This is a genomic window from Bacillus sp. EKM501B (genome assembly GCF_011800505.1).
Classification (GTDB): domain Bacteria; phylum Bacillota; class Bacilli; order Bacillales; family Bacillaceae_G; genus Bacillus_A; species Bacillus_A cereus.
In genome coordinates, this window is record NZ_JAALFZ010000005.1 from 191393 (window position 1) to 213237 (window position 21845).

Consider the following 21845-nt stretch of genomic DNA (forward strand, 5'->3'; position numbering starts at 1 on the left):
AAATATTTTATGTTGAAAGAGTATCCTAAAAAATCGGAGTACCTCTTTATACGTTACCATATTTTCTTGGTAAATAGCTTTTAAACCCACTTTTTTTGATACGCTGCTATACTTTCATATTCTTCTTCCAATTGACGGGACAAACGGATATAGATTGGCGTTAAATCTTTATATTTTTCCACACTTTCCATGTTTGGCTCATGATGAAAATCTGCACCTACCATTTCAGAAACTACGGATAATGTATCTATTTCACCTAAACTATATAAACCGAGGATTGCAGCTCCTAAGCAAGAGCTTTCGAAACTTTCCGGAACATATACGTCTTGATGGAAAATATCCGCCATCATCTGTCTCCAAAGTTCCGACCTTGCAAAACCGCCTGTCGCTTGAATTTTTTTCGGTTCGCCAATTAGTTCTTTTAAAGCGAGAAGAACTGTATATAAGTTATAAATTACTCCTTCTAAAACAGCACGTATCAGATGTTCTTTCTTATGATGCAATCCGAGTCCAAAGAAAGATCCTCGCGCATTTGCATTCCATAAAGGAGCCCTTTCCCCCGCTAAATACGGGTGAAATAATAAACCGTCAGATCCCGGATTCACTTTTGCTGCTATTTCAGTAAGCACCTCATATGGATCTTTTCCTAAGCGCTTTGCAAGTTCAATCTCTGAAGTGCCCAATTGGTCACGAGCCCACCTGAAAATCATACCGCCGTTATTAACTGGTCCACCGATTACCCAATGGTCTTCAGTTAACGCATAACAAAAAATTCTACCTTTTGGATCTGTTACAGGACGATTTGTTACAGCACGTATCGCACCGCTTGTACCAATTGTAACAGCCACAACGCCAGGATCTATTGCATTTACACCTAAATTAGATAGTACTCCATCACTCGCTCCTACTACAAAAGGCGTAGAAACAAGTACATTCATCTCTTTGGCAAACTCTTCATCTAATCCTGTTAAACTGTGCGTTGTTGGAACAAGCTTTGAAAGCTTTTCATCTGTAATTCCTGCTACATGTAAAGCCTCTTCATCCCACTTTAAAGATTTTAAATTGAACATTCCTGTCGCTGATGCTATAGAATAATCAATTACATATTCTTTATATAACTTGTAAAAAACATATTCTTTAATAGAAATGAATTTATAACTTTTTGCGAATAACTCTGCCTGCTCATTCTGTAGCCAAACTAATTTCGAAAGTGGTGACATCGGATGAATTGGTGTCCCAGTACGAAGGTAAATTTCATGACCATTCATATCATTCTTTATTTTCTCCGCCCAGCTTGCACTTCTATTATCTGCCCAAGTGATACATCTCGTTAATAGCTCTCCTTTTTCATCTACAGCAATGATACTATGCATTGCCGAACTAAAAGAGACACAAAGAATATCATTCGGCTGTACACTACTTATTCGTACAGTTTCTTTAATCGTATTTATTACTGCATGAAAGATTTCTTCTGGGTCTTGTTCTGCTGTTTCAGGTGTAGGAGAATATAAAGGATATTCAATTCCATGACTAGCAATAACAGATCCATCAGTAGAAAATAGAACTGATTTTGTACTAGTTGTCCCAATATCTACACCAATCATATATTTTGAGCTCACCATTTCTTCCTCCTAACAAAAAATTGCTACAGTATCCCACCATAAAAATACATTCCTTTTATCTATTGATAACGTTGTAAGCCACAATTATCTAAATAGAAACATCTTTATCTTAAACAAACATATCGAGTAGTAAAACGCCTCCAAAAGCGATAAATGAAAGTAACGTTTCTAATACTGTCCATGTTTTAAATGTTTCTTTCACTGTTAAGCCTAGGTATTCTTTTACCATCCAGAACCCAGCATCGTTTACGTGAGAAAACATTAACGCTCCTGCACCTGTTGCAATAACGAGTAACTCTAAGTTCACACCTGTCGTATTTTCAACGATTGGCGAAACGATACCGGCTGCTGTTGTTAAAGCGACTGTCGCTGACCCTGTCGCAATTCGAATTAACCCAGCTACTATAAATGCTAATACAATTGGAGATAGAGCTAAATGCTCAGACATTTGAGCAATAGCATTCCCTACCCCACTATCGATGAGAATTTGCTTAAATCCCCCACCAGCACCAATAATCGCAACAATTGAACCAATTGGTAATAAGCTATCTTCTGTTATCTTCTTAATAGCTTTTTTATCGATACCTTGACGAAATCCAAGAAAATAGAACGCCGCAAAACATGCAATCAATAGTGCAATTATAGGACTACCGATTAATGTGACAATCTTCATCAAAGTATTAGAAAGAGGCACATAAGGAGCTGCTGCAGCTAAAACCATTAACATAACAGGTAACAATATAACTAAAAATGAAACTCCTATTCCTGGTAATTTCGTTGATTTTGTATTTACACGAATCAATTCCGGCTCATTTTCAGGAATTACACGTTTGTGAATCCATTTCGCAAATATAGGACCTGCAATAATCGCTGCAAAAAATGTAATAATGAGTGAATACATTAGTACCTTCCCAAGATTCGCTTTATAAATACCAATTGCAACTATGGCCCCTGGATGTGGAGGAACAAGGCCGTGTACGACAGATAGCCCAGCAATTGCTGGTAATGCTATCAATAAAATATTTTGTTTCGTTGTTTTATGAATTGAAATTACTAACGGCAGTAATATTAAAATGCCTACTTCAAAAAACACCGGGATTCCAATAATAAAACCTGCAATTAACATCGCCCATGGTAAGTTTTTTATCCCAAAGGATTTAATAAAGAACTCTGCCACTTGCATTCCAGCACCTGACTCTGCCATCATTTTCCCTAAAATTGTACCTAATACTAAAATACCTACTAAATGCCCGAGAACACTGCCGACTCCCGTTTCATAAGCACTCACTATTTTATCCATTGGCATCCCAGACATAATTGCTAAAAACAAACTTGCAATCGTTAAACTAATAAATGCATGCCATCTCCACCACGATACCCCTAAAATAACAATTACGATTGATAATAATGTAATCATTAAAAGGTACATATTCATACGCAGTTCCACCCCTTTATGTAAACCCTTTCAAAATTGCTATACAATTAAGAGAACCTATATAGTTCTTTCATGAGTAAGAATTTATATATCGATATACAAATCATCTTCACAAAATAATAATTTATACAAAAAGAATCTCCCTTATCAGAGATACATGTTAACTCACCTCTCTGATAAGGGGATTTCTCTTCCATAATTATAATGTTATTGTGATAAACGCTTCGCGCGATCAATTTTCCCTTTTTTAAAAGTGAATGACACTTTCTTCTCTTGCTGTTTTCACGTAGTAAGACTACAAACTCAGTATCCACTTTAAACGATGAAGTTACTTAGGATTTGTCTTCTCATGAAAAACAACTTTCGGAAAGCACCTTCACTTTCATAACATTATAATTTAGGCGCTTTCGCCCAATCAGCAGCAAATTTCTCAATACCTTGGTCTGTTAATGGGTGCATAGCAAGTTGTTCAATTACTTTATAAGGGATTGTTGCAATGTGAGCACCTGCCATCGCTACACGAGTTACATGATCTGGATGTCTAACAGAAGCCGCAATAATTTGTGTATCTAGTTGATGAACATCGAATAATTCAGCAATTTTAGCAACTAATAGTACACCATCTTCAGAAATATCATCTAAACGTCCTAAAAATGGAGAAACGTACGTTGCACCTGCTCGAGCAGCTAAAAGTGCTTGGTTCACCGTGAAAATAAGTGTAACATTCGTTTTCACACCTTTTTCAGTAAGGTAGCGACAAGCTTCTAATCCTGCTAACGTCATCGGAAGTTTAATTGTAACTTTTTCATCGCCACCGTTAATTTTAATCAGTTCTTCTGCTTGGGCGATCATCTCTTCAGCTGTAACAGCATCTGGCGTTACTTCTGCCGAAACAGATTCAACTTTAGGAACTGCCTGACAAATTTCTGCAATACGGTCTTCAAATTTAATGCCCTCTTTTGCTACTAAAGAAGGATTCGTTGTAACACCAGCTAAAACTCCAAGTTTATATGCTTTTTTTATATCCTCAAGATTTGCAGTATCAATAAAAAATTTCATGATTAATTCCCTCCAGTTTTTAAACGTTGATGAGTTACATGTTTAATATGCTTATCCCGTAAAAGCCCGATTGGTGTGGAATGAAGCCCCTACTTATTAAAGTTTCACTTTATTTCTTTTCTACTGCATGTCCGCCAAATTCATTGCGCAGAGCTGCTACAACTTTTCCTGTAAATGTATCATTGTCTAATGAGCGGTAGCGCATTAATAGAGACATTGCGATAACAGGAGTTGCTGTTTGAAGGTCTAATGCTGTTTCTACTGTCCATTTTCCTTCACCAGAAGAATGCATAACACCCTTAATTTCATCCAGTTTTGCATCTTTAGAAAATGCATTTTCTGTTAATTCCATTAACCAAGAACGAATTACTGAACCGTTGTTCCATACTCTTGATACTTTTTCATAATCGTAGTCAAATTCACTTTTCTCTAGAATCTCAAATCCTTCACCAATAGCAGCCATCATACCGTATTCAATTCCGTTATGAACCATTTTTAAGAAGTGACCACTACCAGCTTTTCCAGCATATAAGAATCCATTTTCTACAGCAGTATCGCGGAAGATAGGTTCAACGATGTCCCAAGCTTCTTGATCTCCTCCGATCATGTAACAAGCACCATTACGAGCGCCTTCCATTCCGCCAGAAGTTCCTGCATCCATAAAGTGAATGCCATCTTTCTTTAATTGCTCATATCGGCGGATAGACTCTTTATAATGTGAATTACCAGCTTCAATTAAAATATCTCCTTTTGATAAAAGTGGTGTAACCTCATCAATAACAGAATCAACAACAGCGTGTGGTACCATTACCCAAAGAATTCTTGGTGATTGTAATGACTGAACAAGTTCACTTAAACTAGATGTACCTGTTGCCCCGTACTCTTTCATTTCTTCTACTGCGCTCGTATTTAAATCAAACGCTACTACTTCATGTTTATGATCCATTAAATTTTTCCCTAAATTTAATCCCATTTTACCTAACCCAATTAATCCTACTTGCATAATATAATTCCTCCTCAAATCATCTTTTATTAAAAATCCATATCACTACAATCTGGAATACCTTTCAGCACTGAAATGTTAGTATGTACAGAAAGGTATTCACAGTCATAGCTTAAGAATTCAACACATTTTTTGTAATTTGAACAACATTTTCTGTCGTAAATCCAAATAGATTCATGACTTCAGCTCCAGTTCCTGAAGCTCCAAATGTTTCAATTGATAGTACTTTTCCTTCTTGTCCTACATAACGTTCCCAACCGAGAGATACACCCATCTCAAGAGATACTCGTTTCGTTATAGAAGACGGAAGAACGGATTCTTTATATTCGTTCGATTGGCGATCGAATAACTCCCAGCTCGGCATTGCAACGATGCGAACAGAAACTTGATCTTCTTCTAATTTTGCTTTCGCACTAGCAGCTAAGGATACTTCAGAACCTGTCGCAATTAAAATTACATCCGGATTTTCATTTGTTTGTGTTAATACGTAAGCTCCTTTAGAGAAATTCTCTATGTTCGCTTTCGTTTCATTAAACACCGGTAAATTTTGACGACTCAGTACTAAAACGACTGGACCATCCGTTTGCTGTAAAGCATACGCCCAAGCACTTGCTGTTTCATTTGCATCTGACGGGCGGATAACTGTTAAACCAGGAATTGCTCGAAGAGCTGCCAATTGTTCAATTGGTTCATGCGTTGGACCATCTTCTCCTACAGCAATCGAATCATGTGTAAATACGTAAGTAACAGGTAACTTTTGCAGTGCAGCCAGTCGAATGGACGGACGAAGATAATCATTAAATACAAAGAATGTACTTACGAAAGGTTTTACTCCTCCATGAAGCGCCAATCCATTCGCTGCAGCGCCCATTGCATGTTCACGTACACCGAAATATATATTTCGTCCAGCATATGATTCTACTGCATATACTGCTTCACCTTTTATATCTGTCATCGTAGAATGAGAAAGATCCGCACTTCCACCGAAAATAGAAGGAATCGATTTCACATAATGATTAATAGCTTCCCCACTTGCAACACGAGTGGAAATCGTTTTTTCAGTATCAAAAGATAGAATGTCTTTTGCTTCAATTAAAACCTCACCTGTAATCGCTTTTTCTAATTCATCTGCCAGTGTAGGATTCGCTTCTCTGTATAAGTTGAACTGCTCATTCCAGTCATTGTCTTTTTCAATACCTTTTTGTTTTAGTTCATTAAAATGAGCTTTTACTTCTTCAGGTACAAAGAAATCTTCCTCATAATCCCAACCATACACTTGTTTTGTCGCTGTCGCTTCTTCTACTCCAAGCGGATTACCATGTGCCTTGTTCGTTCCAGCAACTTTTGGACTTCCATAACCTATAATGGTTCTAATTTCTATAAGAGTGGGTTGATCCGTATTTTCTTTCGCTGATTGAATAGCTTTTGTAATCGCATCAACATCGTTTCCATCTTCAACTCTTACATATTGCCAATGTACAGATTCTGCCCTTTTCTGAATATCTTCAGAGAAAGCAATGCCTAATTCACCATCAAGTGAAATTTCATTTGAATCATACAGTACAATTAACTTGCCAAGTTTCATATGTCCTGCCATTGACATCGCTTCATAAGCGACACCCTCCATTAAGTCACCATCTCCGACTAAAGCATACGTATTGTGATCTATAATAGAGTGACCATCCTTATTAAACTTCGCTGCTAAATGAGCTTCTGCCATTGCCATTCCGACAGCATTAGCAATCCCTTGTCCTAACGGGCCTGTAGTCGCTTCAACTCCAGGAGTATGCCCAAACTCAGGATGTCCAGGTGTTTTACTATTTAACTTTCTGAAATTTTTCAAGTCATCAATTGAAACGTCATATCCAGCTAAATGAAGTAGGCTATATAACAGACTAGATCCATGTCCCGCCGATAAAACGAAACGATCACGGTTAAACCATTCTGGGTGATTAGGATTGTAATTTAAATGATTCGCCCATAATGCATAAGCCATTGGTGCTGCTCCCATCGGAAGACCTGGATGACCTGAGTTTGCCGCATTAATAGCATCAATCGATAACGTACGAAGTGTATTCACTGCTAATTGATTTATGTTTTGTGTCATAGTAATCGTCCCCCTAAATGCTTTCATTAAAGAAAGTACTTATTTTTCCGTCTCTTGATCTAACCACCATTTAAATCCACTTTCTTGCAACAGTTCATTAGACGCTTCTGGACCATATGAACCAGACTCATATTCATAAAGCGGCAATAAGTTTTCCTCGAACGCTTCAAGAATTGGTTGTACCCATTCCCATGACAATTCAACTTCTCTCCAATGTGCAAAGAATGTAGCGTCTCCACTCACAGCATCATGAATGAGTCTTTCATACGCTTCAGGTACTCCCACATCCGCTTGCTCACAAGTAAAGTTAATACGCATCGGTTCAATTTCTCCATTTTTCAATGGATTTTTACTGTTTAACTGTAATGAAACGTTCTCACCTGGGCTAATTTCAATTATTAATAAGTTAGGTGCTGCATTTGGATTATTATCTTGATATTGCTGTTTTAACGTATTTTTAAACTCGATTACAATACGAGTAGACTTTTCTTTCATTCGTTTGCCTGTTCGTATATAGAAGGGAACGCCAGTCCAAAATGGATTATCGATCCACAGGCGAGCAGCAACAAATGTGTCTATGTTAGAAGAAGGATTTACTCCTGGCTCCTCTTTGTATGCTACAACTTGCCCGCCTTTTATCTCACCTGCAGCGTATTGTCCGCGAATGATATGGCTTTGAACGTCTTCTTTTTTCACTTTACGAAGCGTTTCCATTACCTTTCGCTTTTCCTCTCGAATTTCACATGCATTAACCTTTTCCGGCAGATTCATAGCAGTCATCATTAATATTTGTAACATATGATTTTGAACCATATCTCGAATGGCCCCTGCCTGGTCATAATATCCTGCCCTTTCTTCAACCCCAACTGTTTCACTCGCTGTGATTTGTACATTCGCTATATGTTCTTTATTCCAAATTGATTGGAGAACAGGATTTGCAAATTCTAATGCTTCAAGATTTTGAATCATCGGTTTACCTAAATAATGATCGATACGGTATATCTCGTCTTCTTCAAACGTGCGACTAAGCTTATCGTTAAGCTCACGAGCAGATGTAAGGTCGTGCCCGAATGGTTTCTCAATCATCAGACGTTTCCATCCATCCGTTTTATCAAGTCCGCTTTCCTTAATATTTAAAGCAATGGTCTCGAAAAATTCAGGAGCAACGGAAAGATAAAACATTCTATTTCCTTTTATATGTAATTCTTCTTCCCTTTCACGAACGACTTGTAATAACCTCTCATAGTCTTCCGGCTTACTCACATCTAATGGACAATAGCGAAAATTATCTAAAAAACCTTCCAGTTCCGGAGTACCTTCTTCTCTATGACGGGAAAACGTCTCTATTGATTCTTTTATTCTTTCTTGAAAATCTACATGAGATACTTGACGTCTCCCAAGCCCGATAACGGATATTTGCTTTGGAAGCTTTTGATCTCTATATAAATTATATAGTGCTGGGTAAATTTTGCGTTTCGCTAAGTCCCCTGTCGCTCCAAATAAAACAAAGGTCATTGATTCCAATTTCAGTCCCCCTCTTGTTGTATAATCCTTGTCAATATTTTAAAAATGAATTGTACAGAAGCTCATGTTTTATAAAAACAAAGAGTTATCAAATCCCAATTCTTTTTATACCTTTCGCTTTTTAATTGTCCCCAATATTAATAGTGGCAATTCAAAGCATTTCTACCACAACTTACTTATTTATAGAATTTAACGAAACATTTTATATCTGATTACTTTTAGTAATTAAATAATCTTATGTCTAATATATTAACCACATAAATTATTATCGTCAATAAAAATGTCTTGAATTACATACGATTTATTTCGTAATACTTTTCTAAGTGTATTCCTAGTTACCATTCATTTTCAAAGATAATGATCGTTATAATAAATATCATTTTTATCAAAACATTCAATTAATTCATCCCTAAACTCACGATCAGACGTTACATTATAACCAAAAGGCTTCTCTATAATAAGACGATTTAATCCTTTTGTAGCTCACAATCCACTTTCTTTCCTTCATTCATTCATATAAATCTATACTTTTCATATTTCTACTCAAAATTGATAGGCAATACTGTAACACCACATTGTTGCCTATTGTAACCGTTATAACTTTCTTTGTGCTACGAGTGTTATTATAAATCGGCCATAACATGAATAGCAGTACGTACTTTAAAGTGATGTAGGCACTTTAAAATACCTATACTAAGTGAGTAATAATAAACATAATGAATAAATCATGCTGCAAAAATAACATCTACCCTTTCTTCAAAAAGCTTTACAGTAGTTTTTAGAAGTACGTTACATTATTTCATTTCATGCACTTTCCTCTTCTTTATATAAAATTCTCACTAACCAAATTCAAAATATTATACTTATTTTTCGTACTTTGCTATGCTATAACCACAAACAGGAGGTATAAACTATGAAAGCACAAATTATCCATTCTTTTGGGGATTCATCTGTATTTCAATTAGAAGAAGTTTCAAAACCGAAACTTTTACCAGGTCATGTTCTAATCGATGTAAAAGCAACAAGTGTAAATCCAATCGATACAAAAATGCGTAGTGGTGCCGTTTCAGCCGTCGCTCCTGAGTTTCCAGCTATATTACACGGCGATGTAGCTGGTATTGTTATTGAAGTAGGAGAAGGTGTTTCGAAATTCAAATCAGGGGATAAAGTATACGGATGTGCCGGAGGTTTTAAAGAAACTGGAGGTGCACTTGCAGAATTTATGCTTGCTGATGCACGATTAATTGCTCACAAACCTAATAATTTAACAATGGAAGAAGCTGCTGCTCTACCATTAGTTGCAATTACAGCTTGGGAATCTTTATTTGATCGTGCAAATATTAAACCTGGTCAAAATGTTCTCATTCATGGAGCTACTGGTGGCGTAGGACACGTAGCCATTCAACTAGCTAAATGGGCAGGCGCTAAAGTTTTTACAACAGCTTCTCAGCAAAACAAAATGGAAATAGCCCATCGTTTAGGAGCCGATATAGCTATTAATTATAAAGAAGAATCTGTTCAAGAATATGTACAAAAACATACGAACGGAAACGGATTTGAAGTTATATTTGATACAGTAGGCGGCAAGAATCTTGATCATTCTTTTGAAGCTGCTGCGGTCAATGGAACTGTCGTAACTATTGCAGCTCGTTCAACCCATGACCTCTCTCCTTTACACGCAAAAGGACTCTCTCTGCACGTTACTTTTATGGCATTAAAAATATTACATACAGATAAGCGTAATGATTGCGGAGAAATCTTAACGAAAATAACGCAAATTGTAGAAGAAGGAAAACTTCGTCCATTGCTAGATTCTAAATCTTTTACGTTTGATGAAGTTGCACAAGCACATGAATATTTGGAGTCAAATAAAGCAATAGGTAAAATAGTTTTGAAAAACGTTTGGTAACTTTCACTAAATAAAATGTTTGTTGTTGGGAAATAACAGCGAGATCGCTTCGCCTTATCTTTTTCTTAAGAGGCGTGCCACAACCTTAAAAGCTTTCCATCCTTTACAACAAGTAAAAAAATAACAGCTAAATTTTGAGGTGGGGGTCTTACTGCCCAGCAAATAGCGGGATAACATTCAAAAAAACCTTGCAGAAAAATTCTACAAGGTTTTTTTCTATAAATACAAATTAATCACTATATTAAAATGATAGAGTTTGTAATTCATCACAATAATATTAAATATACGCTGCTTTAAAGGCTTGTTGGACAGCTTGTACTTCTAATGAGTCTTTACCATATAAGTTCGTTGCTACACGAATACAAGCTTCTTTTAATTCTTTAAAATCAGAAGTCATATTTAATTCATCCGTATTTGCATAATAGAAAATATCAAACATTTTATCTTCTCCAATGCCATGTACGTTTACTCCATTATGGCTTCCACCACTAGCAATCAAGTAAGCTACTTTATTAATAATGCTAGAGTTCGTGTGTACACCACCATGATCGTGGTCAGCATCAATAGGTAAGTTATTATAATGCCTATAATCCTCTGGATATCTAGAAGAGATAGATGATGGGTTTTTCATATCTCTAAAAATACGACCTGATTGTTCTCCCATTGTCCAATTGAACTTTCCGTTATTGGCATACTTTTCAACTGCTACTCCTAAAATATCAGATAACGCTTCATTAATTGCACCAGCTTCTCCTGCGTACTCAAGTCCAGACTCATTTCTTGTAACCGCGTGTGTAAATTCATGTCCTGCCACATCAAATGCTCTAACAATTGGATCTCCGTATACTAGCATAGCTCCATTACTAAATGCATTAAACCACTGCTTAGGATTTCCTTTATTCGTACCATTTGTGTTCCAACCATGAACGACAGAAATTACTTTTTGTCCGTTATTATCAAAGCTGTTACGGCCATATTTTTCTTGATAAAAATCATATACTTTCGTTGCTAAATAATGGGCACTAACTGCTTTAGGATCTGTAAAATTTGTAGAATTACTTGTTACTAAATCATCGAGATAACCCCATACATTTCTTCTATAATTATTATAATCTTTATAATTAGCAGTATATGTTTCAATTCCCTTACCACGAGAATAATCTGCAAGCATGTACGTTCCATCACTTCTTTGTGTAATTCCAAACGTACGATTAATACCTAAGTCATCTTTTCCTGTACCTGTTAATTTTGAAGGATCTGTTGATTTATTTGATGTCGCAGATTGGACAATACTACTCTCTACTTGTATACCCAATTTTTGAACGAGTTCTTTTAATAGATTACCACCAAAAGCATCAATTAATACTGTACCGGATACATATTCAGGTGTAGATGCACTAAAAGTAATTTGATATGCGTTTGTAGCTTTATTTGTATTTTCATCTACATATACCACTTGTTTAATTTCTGGTTCTTCGATAAATGTGAGATCATTTCCATAGATGTTGAAAAGCTGTTTCTTTGCATCCTCTTCTGATAGAGTAATAGGTTGTTTCAAATCTTCCTGTTGTTGTAAATTTTGGGCACTATCTCCCGAAACGCTCGTAAGTACACCATCATCATTAATATGTGCTGTTAGTTGATATCCGTATACATCACGTCCTTCATACGTTTGTTGAAGACGTACCAATGTAGTACCATCATAAGATTTACGACTTTGCGTAACATTATAATTAACTTTGGATTCCGTATTAACTTGCTTTGATGATAATGCTTGTTCTGTTTTTCCTTTTAGTGCATCCTTTGCTACATTTTCTGCCGAATTTTGAGAAGGTGCTGTTAAATTACCTGTTCGGAACGTATCTTCCTTTGTTTCCACTTTTAAATCTTCTGTTTCCGCATGTACTCCTCCATAAGGCATAATCGCCGATAACACCACTCCTGTAGTTAAACCTACCTTTACGAAATTATTCATATTTTTACCCCTTTATAATCGTATTATTAAATTAAATAAATGTATTTTAGAATTTTAAGCATAGATAAAAAATTTTAACTATAGCCAATCGTTTTTACATACCTCTACATACATAGGTTAATAGATTGGTTTGCTACTTTTTTAGATTCAATTCATTTCTCAAAAATTATTCATTATATAAGCTATCTTTATATTTATTCATATACGTTATTTTTTGTGGTTCTGATAACATATTTATTGCCATCCACACATTCTTTTTCATTTCTAATTTTTGCATTGGTATCTCTTTTAAAAACTGATTACCTATAATCGCTTCCATTTCTTCATCAATTCTTTGTATAAGATTTTCTTCTGGATTATTTTGCAAAGAAGTATTTTTCAATCCCCATTTTGTTATTATAAATTCATTCGTTTTATTCATAGGATTAATAATAGTAGCTTTACTAGTTAATCGTTTTTTTATTTCATCATGATAGATTTTAATTCTATATCCCTCTTTTAGTGGAATGATATCTTTTACAATTGTTACATTTGTTCCTTCCATTTCCTTCGTATAAATTTTTTCACCTTTTTCATTAAAGACCTCTATCGATGCATATTTTTCACCTGCATAATAGCTATGAGGCGTTTTAGTAGTAATCGTAAAAATAGCTCGATTTTGCTCTAAGTCTGTATTTAATACGGCAAACTGGTCATCTCCTAATCCTAGGAATTGAATCGTTTCATTTACCAACTTACTCACTTTCATTTCGTTAATATCAATCTTTAGACTATTATCTTTTTCTTTTACATAGGCATAATACGAACTGAAATGGTACATACTATTCGTTTTCCCACCTGAAATTTCAACCGTATACACTCCATTTGGTACGTCTTGTAAATTGATATCTGTTGTTTCAATTGTTTTCTCTTGAATAACTGTATTCCCTTCTTTTAATTTAATTTTTCCTCCTTTTAATGTATCTATTTCATTTGTATTTAAATGGATATGCAAATTCCCTTTTAGCCCAAGTGGAGCAATTTGCTGATTCGTAACTATTTCGAAGTTGGAGTTTATCGGAATATCAGAATCAACTATAGCTCTTGCTTTCGCTAATTGTGATTCAGGCACTATATAAGCTAAAGAAGTAACAGCCGGAAAACCTTTCGCCCTATTCATCTCTATTTGTTTATGATTAAGCTTAAAGCCCCACCTTTCAAAAACAGGTGTAAAATCAACTTGTCCATTCTCACTATAATACTGATTCATTAAATCTGGTAAAGAATGGTCACCTTTTTTGAAAGCAGCATTGCTAGCTAGTTTTCGATAACCTTGATACATTTTTGCAAATGCTTCATCGCCAGCTTTTTGTTTCGCCATCGTTAAAAGAATAAGTTTTTGTCGTAAATCTAAATCATCATAATTTTTATTTTCTTTCATTAAAGCATTATATAAATTCCGTTCTACCTGTTCCTTTTTCCCGAAATTAAACAACCAACCAAGTTGATCTGCTTTTTTGCCGTATTTACTATATTGATATTGAACACCAAATAGATTATTAGAAACTTCTCCTGTAAATATTCCTTGATTATCAAAACCAGCTTGGTATCCATGAGCGATTTCATGTAAAGTTCCCCAACTTAGTTTATCTAACCACATCTTTGTACTATCTGTACTATTCGCTGTCCAATTTGTGCCATAATAGGCACCGCCAGCACCAGATATATCTGCTTTTAAGAAATAACGATTTTGACTTTTTTTATTTTCAAACGTTGAGCCATCTAAACCAATAATTGAATCATACATCACAAAAATATCTTCATAATACGCAATTAACTCATCCAATGATTGAAAATCTTTTAAAGATCTTACTAACTCTTTATCTTTTTTAGGTACAAATAATTGAAAACTCTCCCCTTGAAGTAACGCATACTCTCCATCAAATTGATCCCATGTACTAAAAAATTGAGATACACTTCCTTGTTGTTTATAAATGGGAAGGGGTTTAGTAGCACTTTCATTCCCTACTTGGTACTCAAGTACAGCGTGCTCTTCACCATACGGAGTATCTATGAAAGGAACTAAAGACGTATCACCTTGGATAGTAACCCATTCATTTCCTACTTGTATGGATTTTTCATTTTTTGAGTCATTAGACAATAAACGTAATGTTAATTTGTCTTTAAAATTAGGATTTGTTTGTCTTACCTTTAATGGTGTATTTCTCTTCAAAATAAATCCTAAATCTTGTCGATCATGATATTTCCCCTTACTTATGCCCGCCTGAAATATCCAAGTAGGCTCTTCTAAACTAGTAATTTTTTTTGCATTTATTCGTTCATCAGCATGTAAGTGTATATTTCCTATGAGGAAAAACATTGTATACATTAGGCCTATAACAAGTAACCTTTTCATTTGCATATCTCCTTCTCTATTTTTTTATATACAAAATACAATAAAGCCCTCCTTCTTCACTTATAATTGTCGTCAATAAGTTACTTATCAGTGTAATTATTATAGTTACATTAACTCGTGATTATCAATCATTAAATGTATGTAATTTTGTATATATGAATATTTTGTGATAAATTCCAAAATATCGTATAATTATCAATATTTTTTCAGACATTATTCAATAAAAAAAACACGAAGACTCTTAAGTCTTCATGTTTTTTATACATGTTATTACACTTGTGATTGAATTAATTACTAAAATCTTTTTAATCGTAAAAAATCAATTATTTTTAGGCTGATAGCCGTACCTAATCTTTTACAATTTACTTATTCTTTTTGTTCTGTAATATTAAATTTTGAAACCAATTCCGTTAATTCTTCCACCTTTTCTTTCATTTTGTTGGATTGGATTGATATTTGTTCAATTGATACGGCCTGTGATTGAATTGAATTTACAGTTTGAAGAGTCTCCTTTTTCACATCCGTTGCAGTTTCAGAAACTAGCGAAAGAGAAGCATTTACTTCTTCTGTACCAGCAGACATCTCTTCTGTCGCTGCGGATACTTCTTGAATTTGACCTGTAATCTTATCAATATCTCTCATAATAGACAAGAAGGTTTGATTCGCTTTGTAAGCAGCTTCTTTTCCTTCTACTGCCTTTTGTTGTCCTTTTTGCATGACATTAACTGTATCTTGGGTATCTTTTTGAATGGATTTTATTAAATGATTAACTTCTTTTGCAGATTCTTTAGATTGCTCAGCCAAGTCTCGAACTTCTGCGGCAACCACTGCAAATCCTTTCCCATTCTCTCCAGCACGTGCCGCTTCAATAGCGGCATTTAAGGCAAGAAGATTCGTTTGTTCGGCAATATTAGTAATTGCAGCGAGAGCTGTATCAATCTGTTGTGTACGTGTAACAAGTTTATTTATTACTTTTGATGTTTCCTCGACAACATCATGCACACTATTCATTTGAAGAATAGAGTGATTTATCACTTCACTACCGATATTTATTCGTTCTGTAGTCGTTACTGCTACCTCAGCGACTACTGCTGAAGATTCAGCTACAGTTTGCACCCCGGTTGTAATTTCTTCCATTGAGGATGAGCTCTCCTGAATACTAGTTACCTGTCCTTCTATTTTTGTTTTTACTTCTAAAACAGTCTGTACAACCTCATTTGAAATACTAGACGCTCGATTTGTATCTTGTAATACACCCTCCGTAGTAAAAATAACCTCTTGTGTTGTCATCTTAACATTCGCAATTAATTGTTGAAGGTTATCTAACATACTATTAAAAGACTGAACAATATGCCCTAATTCATTATTTGCTTTATAAGGAGTACGTGTTGTTAAATCTCCAGCTGCTACTTTTTCCATATCATTTTGTAGTAATGCAAGTGGTTTTCGGATAGTTAATTTAATAACATATCCAATTAATATAATTATTAAAATTGCTAAAATCGAAATACTAACAAACATTATCATTGTATTTTGAGCACTATTATTATTTTCCTTCTGTAAAAGCTCTGCATTATTACTATTATATAAAATCAATTCACGAATTGATTTTATTGATTTTTGCATATTAGGTTCAATCTCTTTTAGATAATATGCATATGCTTCCTCATTATTAGACTTCCCTAATTCTTGTGCTTTCTTCATTTGAGTCCTTAATTCATTAAATGTTTCATGAAACGTGTTATATAATTCTTTTTCTTTAGTAGAAATAAGTTTAGCCTCAAACTGCTTTAAAAGATGATCATTTTCCTTACGAATCCCATCCATTTCTCTTATTAATTCGTTCATTCTTTTTTCATCTTTTGATAACATTATTTCCATAAAGTTCATATTAACGTGATAAAAATTAGATTCTACAATTCCAATCCACTCAATTGGCAGTAAATTATCCTCATACATATTAGAGGAAGTACTTTTCCCTCTTTCTAACCCCCAAAACCCTATTAGGGATAATACTATACATGCAATACTTGATATAGTTATTAATATGTTTAGTTTTGTACCAATCTTACTGTTTCTTAATAATTCCAATTCACTTTCTCCATTCTAATATATAGTTTAAGTAATGTATTTTATACCAAGAATCCAAAAATTACGATGTTTATTTTGTAATATGTAATTTTGCATATCGTCCACTACTGATTCAAAATAACCTAACATTGTAATTTTCGTTTTCCAAAAATTCATGATCATGAACACATCTCATTAATTCTTGAACTTCTTACCCAAAATATCCGCATATACTGTGGCACCAGGGAAAACCATCACTGGTATGATATATAAATTACGCTTCCATACAAGACTAGCTTAAAAATATTTTTCTTATTGCTCATTTTTCTATTCCCCCTCTATTAGAAGTACTCCTAGCACATCACACTAATAAAAACGATAATATTAAAAAATAAGGAAAGACATAATACGTATGTCTTTCCTCTAAAATTGTAATACTCAATATGCTCTTGGCTCTATTTGATTTTCCATTTAAATCCTCACATATCTTTCTTTATAATATCTCCTAACTCCATCCAATTTGTAATACGCGGGATATTGAGATATTGATTGTAAGAAGTAGTTTTTGCATATACATTTATCGGTTTTCCTATTAACGTTTCTAAAACAGCCGGCTTATCATCAAAGAAATAGTTTAATTTTATTTCTTGTATAAAGTGTATTTTTTCTTCATCCTTCATTCCATAGAAAAAGCGATCTTCATGTACCGGAAATCCTTTTTCTATTAACCATTTTTTTGTTTGCTCTCCATGCTCTTTAGGTCGCGCCGTTATATAGTAAATTTCATGTCCCTGTCTTTCTAATTCTTGCAATGTCTCTACAGCATACGGAAACGGTGAACAAGAAGTATAATAAATCTCATCCAGCAAACTATTCCACATATGACCGCCTTCCTCGGAAGTCATGCCAAATGCTTCATGAATTTCAATTGTTTTTAAAGAATGGAATACATCCAACCCTACTTTTTTGTTTAATTTCTTATTATATAAATGAAAAGCATGCTGCCTTAAATCAATTAGTGTATCATCGATATCAAATCCAAACTTCACTCTTCATCGCTCCTTTCTGCAATCCATTTATCGGAACATATAAGTAGTTTTTATTCCCCTTATTGCTCATCTTTCCGATATGCTGGATAGCCAATAAATCTATAATCTTTTCCAATCTGGGTAAATGATATATCCTTAAATTCAATTGCATCTTTCATTTTAGTAATACCAGTCCCCTCTACAAAACTAGGCGCCAATCTACCTCCAATAATTTTAGGTGCGAAATATAAAATAATTTTATCCATTAGTTTATTTTCAATAAACGAAGCATTTACTTCTCCACCACCTTCAATAAGCAGGGAGGAAACTCCTTTTTGTCCTAAAACATCAAGCATTTCATGTAAGTTTATATGCTTTTCTCCGCTAGTAACAAATACTTTAACTCCTGCATTTTCTAATGCTTTCTTTTTTTCCTCTGCATGATTACTTGTTGTAAATATCCAGGTAGGAGCTTCTCTATCTGTAACAACGTTAGCTTCCATCGGTATGCGTAATGTCGAGTCCAATATTACTCGAATTGGATTTCGGCCATTTGGAATACGCGTTGTCAATGATGGATTATCCTTTTGAACAGTATTCGCTCCTACTAAAATAGCCGCATTTTCGTTTCGTATTTGGTGTACTTCTTGTCTTGCTTCTGTAGATGTAATCCACTTACTATCCGATAAAGACGTAGCGATTTTCCCATCTAATGTAACTCCTGATTTAATCGTTACAAATGGGCGCTTTGTCAAAATATATTTATTAAAGACTTCATTCATTTTTTTAGATTCTTCTTCACACACTCCTACAAGTACTTCAATACCTGCATCTTGTAGAATTTTAATTCCACGTCCAGAAACAAGCGGGTTTGGATCAAGTGTAGCAACTACTACCTTCTTAATTCCTGCTTGTACAATTGCTTCAGCACAAGGCCCTGTTCTACCATGATGAGAACAAGGTTCAAGAGTTACATAAATTGTACCACCACGTGCCTGTTCTCCAGCCATACGTATCGCATGTATTTCGGCATGTGGTTCTCCGGCCTTCATATGTGCTCCGACCCCTACAATTCGATTATCATTTACAATTACAGATCCAACCAATGGATTTGGAGTCGTTTGTCCCTTCATAGCCTTGGCATTTTCTAGTGCTAGCTTCATATACAATTCATGCTCAAGCATGTAAGTGTCCCCCTTCAAAATGTCCAGAACGCTGAATCTTCGTTTGCAAATATTTCTCATTAAACTCTGAGACATCACCCCATAACGGTTCACGACTCGTAACATTTAATCCAGCTTTTTGTAACGCTTCTAATTTTTTCGGATTATTTGTAATAAGTTTTACAGGTTTTGAGCGTAGCGCTTTTAATACTTCAATTGTATCATCATAGTTTCGAACATCATCTTCAAAACCTAGGTTCAGATTAGCTTCTACTGTATCTAACCCATTTTCTTGCAAGAGGTACGTCATAGCTTTACTAAACAAGCCAATTCCTCTTCCTTCATGATTCGCTAAGTAAAATAAAGCACCTGAACCATGTTCTGTAATCATTTGTAAAGACTGCTTTAATTGGAATCCACAGTCACAACGTTTACTACCAAAGATATCACCGGTGTGACAAATACTATGCATACGAATTAGGGCATCTTCAGAATTCTCAAAATCACCATATACAAGTACACTAGATTGCTGCATATCAGCTAAATTAATAGATGAGAGTTTTTCGATAATTCCTTCTACACTATTTGTAACCTCACTACATTGTAACCAAGAATACCATTGAAAAACTTTAGTCTCCCCATATAAATTAATTGGCAATTTGATAGGGCCTACTAAATAAATATCCTTTCCATCTTGATGTATAAATTGAATTTTATCTTCTAACATATGAATTGTATCTGTTGTAACCATTAGGTACCTCCTAGTATAGAGAATCTCTAAAATTCTCTTCCATTGTTATATTTTTTATTGTTTAACTTACACAACGTAAGTGTTTTTACAGATGCTATTCTTTTTTCTCTCAGCTTATATGCAATATGTATCATTACAACTTTGGCCATTTAAAGAAAAGAGTTTTAGTTACATAAAACAACTTAGTTACTTTATGTAAGTGAGTATACATTCGTAATCAATTTACGTCAAGTAATTAATTATAAAAACATTTGTTACTAATAGTAAGATGTTATATAATTTATTTTAGGAGGTGAAGGAAAATGAATGATTCTACATTATGCCCTCGCTTTGAAAAAGGAATGAAATTTTTTAGTCAACGATGGACAGCACTAATTATTTACCAACTTTTTTCTGGATCTCAGCGCTTTTGTACACTTGAATCTTCTCTTCCTGTTAGCGGAAGATTACTTTCAGAAAGATTGAAAGAATTAGAACTAGAAGGAATTGTCGAACGTAAAGTCTTTCCTGAGACACCAGTTCGTATAGAATATTCTTTAACTCAAAAAGGATTTGCTTTAGAAGCTATTATTCGCGGAATAGAAGAATGGTCACAGGAATGGATAGAACTTGAGGAATAACATAAAAGCTTTTTCGTATATAGTTTTAAGTAATCAAATTACAGATACCTATTATTAAAACGCTAATTTTTCAAGCATTTATGAAAAGCTAGCGTTTTTTAATAAATAAAATGTAAGAAATAAAGCAAGGTGATCAAAACGATCACCTTGTTCCCTTACAGATTAAAATAGTGTTTTAAAATCTTTTATTCATACATACTCGATTAATAAAAAAAACGAATAAGCTTTTTTATTAATAAACAGTTTTATTTTTACAATACAGTTAGCTTCCCCTGCTATTTGCGGACAGTAAGACCACCACTGATTAAATTTCTATTTTATTACATTCGAATATTACTTATGAAATTTCACACGCTCTTCAAGTGGTTGGAATTCTTTTTCACCTGGTGCAGCTGTTGGATTACCAAATGGCATTTGTGCAATTAGTTTCCAATTAGCAGGGACATTCCATTCTTGTTTTACCTCATCGTCAATTAATGGATTATAATGTTGTAATGATGCCCCTAACCCCTCTGCTTCTAAACCTGTCCACACGACTAATTGGTGCATACCTGATGCTTGGTGTGACCAAATTGGGAAGTTTTCAGCATATGCAGCAAATTTTTCTTGAAGCGATTTAACGATAGCCTCATCTTCAAAGAATAATACTGTTCCATAACCAGCTTTAAAAGAATCCATTTTTTGTTGCGTTCCTGAAAAATCTCCATCTCCAACTACTTTTCTTAATGTTTCAGTGGTAATATCCCATAATTTATCATGAGCTTCACCAAATAATACAACTAATCGTGCAGTTTGAGAATTGAAAGCGGATGGAGTATATTTCACAGCAAACTCCACGATTTCTTTAATTTTTTCATCCGATACTTGTACCTCTTTATTAATCCCATAGTAAGTACGTCTTTCTTTCAGTGCAGTATAGAAATCTTTTGTCATAATTCCGTTCCTCCTAAGTTTTAATATTCTTCAAAATGATACATCTCGAAGATAATATGCGTTTAAATGAGTTCATTTTTGAATCATTGAACTTCCTAGCACCCATTGCCAGTCATTCTAAATCTAAACACACTGCTTCCTTCAGTTTTCCTAAAAAAAGCCTTATAACATCATTCATAAAATCTAATCATCATTCGGTACTATTTTACCCATTCTCTATTCATGTATCCTGCTTGTTTCATATTTACACA

The 21845-nt window shown here is 34.5% G+C and carries 16 protein-coding genes and 1 pseudogene; 2 read left to right on the forward strand and 15 right to left on the reverse strand.

The window, feature by feature from the left end:
- Window positions 1-80: 80 nt before the first annotated feature.
- The 7 genes and pseudogenes from gntK to HFD78_RS13670 all read right to left on the reverse strand — a co-directional run.
- Window positions 81-1622, reverse strand: coding sequence for a gluconokinase (gntK, locus tag HFD78_RS13640; RefSeq protein ID WP_000254928.1), 1542 nt, complete (start codon window positions 1620-1622; stop codon window positions 81-83).
- Window positions 1623-1731: 109 nt separating this feature from the next.
- Entirely contained in the window at window positions 1732-3057 is a 1326-nt protein-coding gene (gene gntP / locus HFD78_RS13645) for a gluconate permease GntP (RefSeq protein WP_001057623.1), read from the reverse strand.
- Between the two features lie 390 nt (window positions 3058-3447).
- On the reverse strand, window positions 3448-4116 hold the full coding sequence (gene fsa, locus HFD78_RS13650) for a fructose-6-phosphate aldolase (protein WP_000667676.1): 669 nt from the start codon (window positions 4114-4116) through the stop codon (window positions 3448-3450).
- Between the two features lie 109 nt (window positions 4117-4225).
- Window positions 4226-5119: a phosphogluconate dehydrogenase (NAD(+)-dependent, decarboxylating) gene (gene gnd, locus HFD78_RS13655; RefSeq protein WP_001195925.1), complete on the reverse strand. Its 894-nt coding sequence runs from the start codon at window positions 5117-5119 to the stop codon at window positions 4226-4228.
- A 112-nt stretch (window positions 5120-5231) separates the two neighbouring features.
- Window positions 5232-7226, reverse strand: coding sequence for a transketolase (tkt, locus tag HFD78_RS13660; RefSeq protein ID WP_000193046.1), 1995 nt, complete (start codon window positions 7224-7226; stop codon window positions 5232-5234).
- A gap of 39 nt (window positions 7227-7265) precedes the next feature.
- Complete coding sequence (gene zwf, locus HFD78_RS13665; protein WP_000445363.1) at window positions 7266-8750, reverse strand: glucose-6-phosphate dehydrogenase; 1485 nt, start codon at window positions 8748-8750, stop codon at window positions 7266-7268.
- Window positions 8751-9098: 348 nt separating this feature from the next.
- A pseudogene (locus HFD78_RS13670) lies at window positions 9099-9251 on the reverse strand (glucose-6-phosphate dehydrogenase); the annotation flags it as partial.
- 412 nt (window positions 9252-9663) lie between these two features.
- Between HFD78_RS13670 and HFD78_RS13675 the strand changes: the two are divergent.
- On the forward strand, window positions 9664-10659 hold the full coding sequence (locus tag HFD78_RS13675) for a zinc-dependent alcohol dehydrogenase family protein (protein WP_000647254.1): 996 nt from the start codon (window positions 9664-9666) through the stop codon (window positions 10657-10659).
- A gap of 277 nt (window positions 10660-10936) precedes the next feature.
- On the opposite strand, the gene HFD78_RS13680 is transcribed toward HFD78_RS13675, so the two are convergent.
- The 7 genes from HFD78_RS13680 to HFD78_RS13705 form a co-directional block, all read right to left on the reverse strand.
- Complete coding sequence (locus HFD78_RS13680) at window positions 10937-12634, reverse strand: M4 family metallopeptidase (RefSeq protein ID WP_001058955.1); 1698 nt, start codon at window positions 12632-12634, stop codon at window positions 10937-10939.
- A gap of 166 nt (window positions 12635-12800) precedes the next feature.
- Window positions 12801-15029, reverse strand: a complete 2229-nt coding sequence (locus HFD78_RS13685; RefSeq protein WP_000826247.1) for a putative mucin/carbohydrate-binding domain-containing protein — start codon at window positions 15027-15029, stop codon at window positions 12801-12803.
- Between the two features lie 366 nt (window positions 15030-15395).
- Window positions 15396-17120 (reverse strand): methyl-accepting chemotaxis protein, encoded by a 1725-nt coding sequence (locus tag HFD78_RS13690; RefSeq protein WP_000421999.1) that lies wholly within the window; start codon window positions 17118-17120, stop codon window positions 15396-15398.
- 27 nt (window positions 17121-17147) lie between these two features.
- Window positions 17148-17282 (reverse strand): hypothetical protein, encoded by a 135-nt coding sequence (locus tag HFD78_RS29800; RefSeq protein ID WP_000605687.1) that lies wholly within the window; start codon window positions 17280-17282, stop codon window positions 17148-17150.
- A 296-nt stretch (window positions 17283-17578) separates the two neighbouring features.
- Window positions 17579-18148 (reverse strand): 5' nucleotidase, NT5C type, encoded by a 570-nt coding sequence (locus tag HFD78_RS13695; protein WP_000668223.1) that lies wholly within the window; start codon window positions 18146-18148, stop codon window positions 17579-17581.
- A 59-nt stretch (window positions 18149-18207) separates the two neighbouring features.
- A complete protein-coding gene (ribD, locus tag HFD78_RS13700; protein WP_000889429.1) occupies window positions 18208-19311 on the reverse strand; it encodes a bifunctional diaminohydroxyphosphoribosylaminopyrimidine deaminase/5-amino-6-(5-phosphoribosylamino)uracil reductase RibD in 1104 nt (367 codons plus the stop codon).
- A complete protein-coding gene (locus HFD78_RS13705; RefSeq protein ID WP_000258865.1) occupies window positions 19304-20041 on the reverse strand; it encodes a GTP cyclohydrolase II in 738 nt (245 codons plus the stop codon). The genes ribD and HFD78_RS13705 overlap by 8 nt, the downstream gene beginning before the upstream one ends.
- Window positions 20042-20343: 302 nt before the next feature.
- On the opposite strand from HFD78_RS13705, the gene HFD78_RS13710 reads away from it, so the two are divergent.
- Entirely contained in the window at window positions 20344-20661 is a 318-nt protein-coding gene (locus HFD78_RS13710; RefSeq protein WP_001000104.1) for a winged helix-turn-helix transcriptional regulator, read from the forward strand.
- A 333-nt stretch (window positions 20662-20994) separates the two neighbouring features.
- Here the strand turns inward: HFD78_RS13710 and HFD78_RS13715 are convergent, their stop codons facing one another.
- The gene (locus tag HFD78_RS13715) at window positions 20995-21594 is read right to left on the reverse strand and encodes a nitroreductase family protein (protein ID WP_000158938.1); all 600 of its coding nucleotides are present in this window, start codon (window positions 21592-21594) and stop codon (window positions 20995-20997) included.
- Window positions 21595-21845 lie beyond the last annotated feature (251 nt).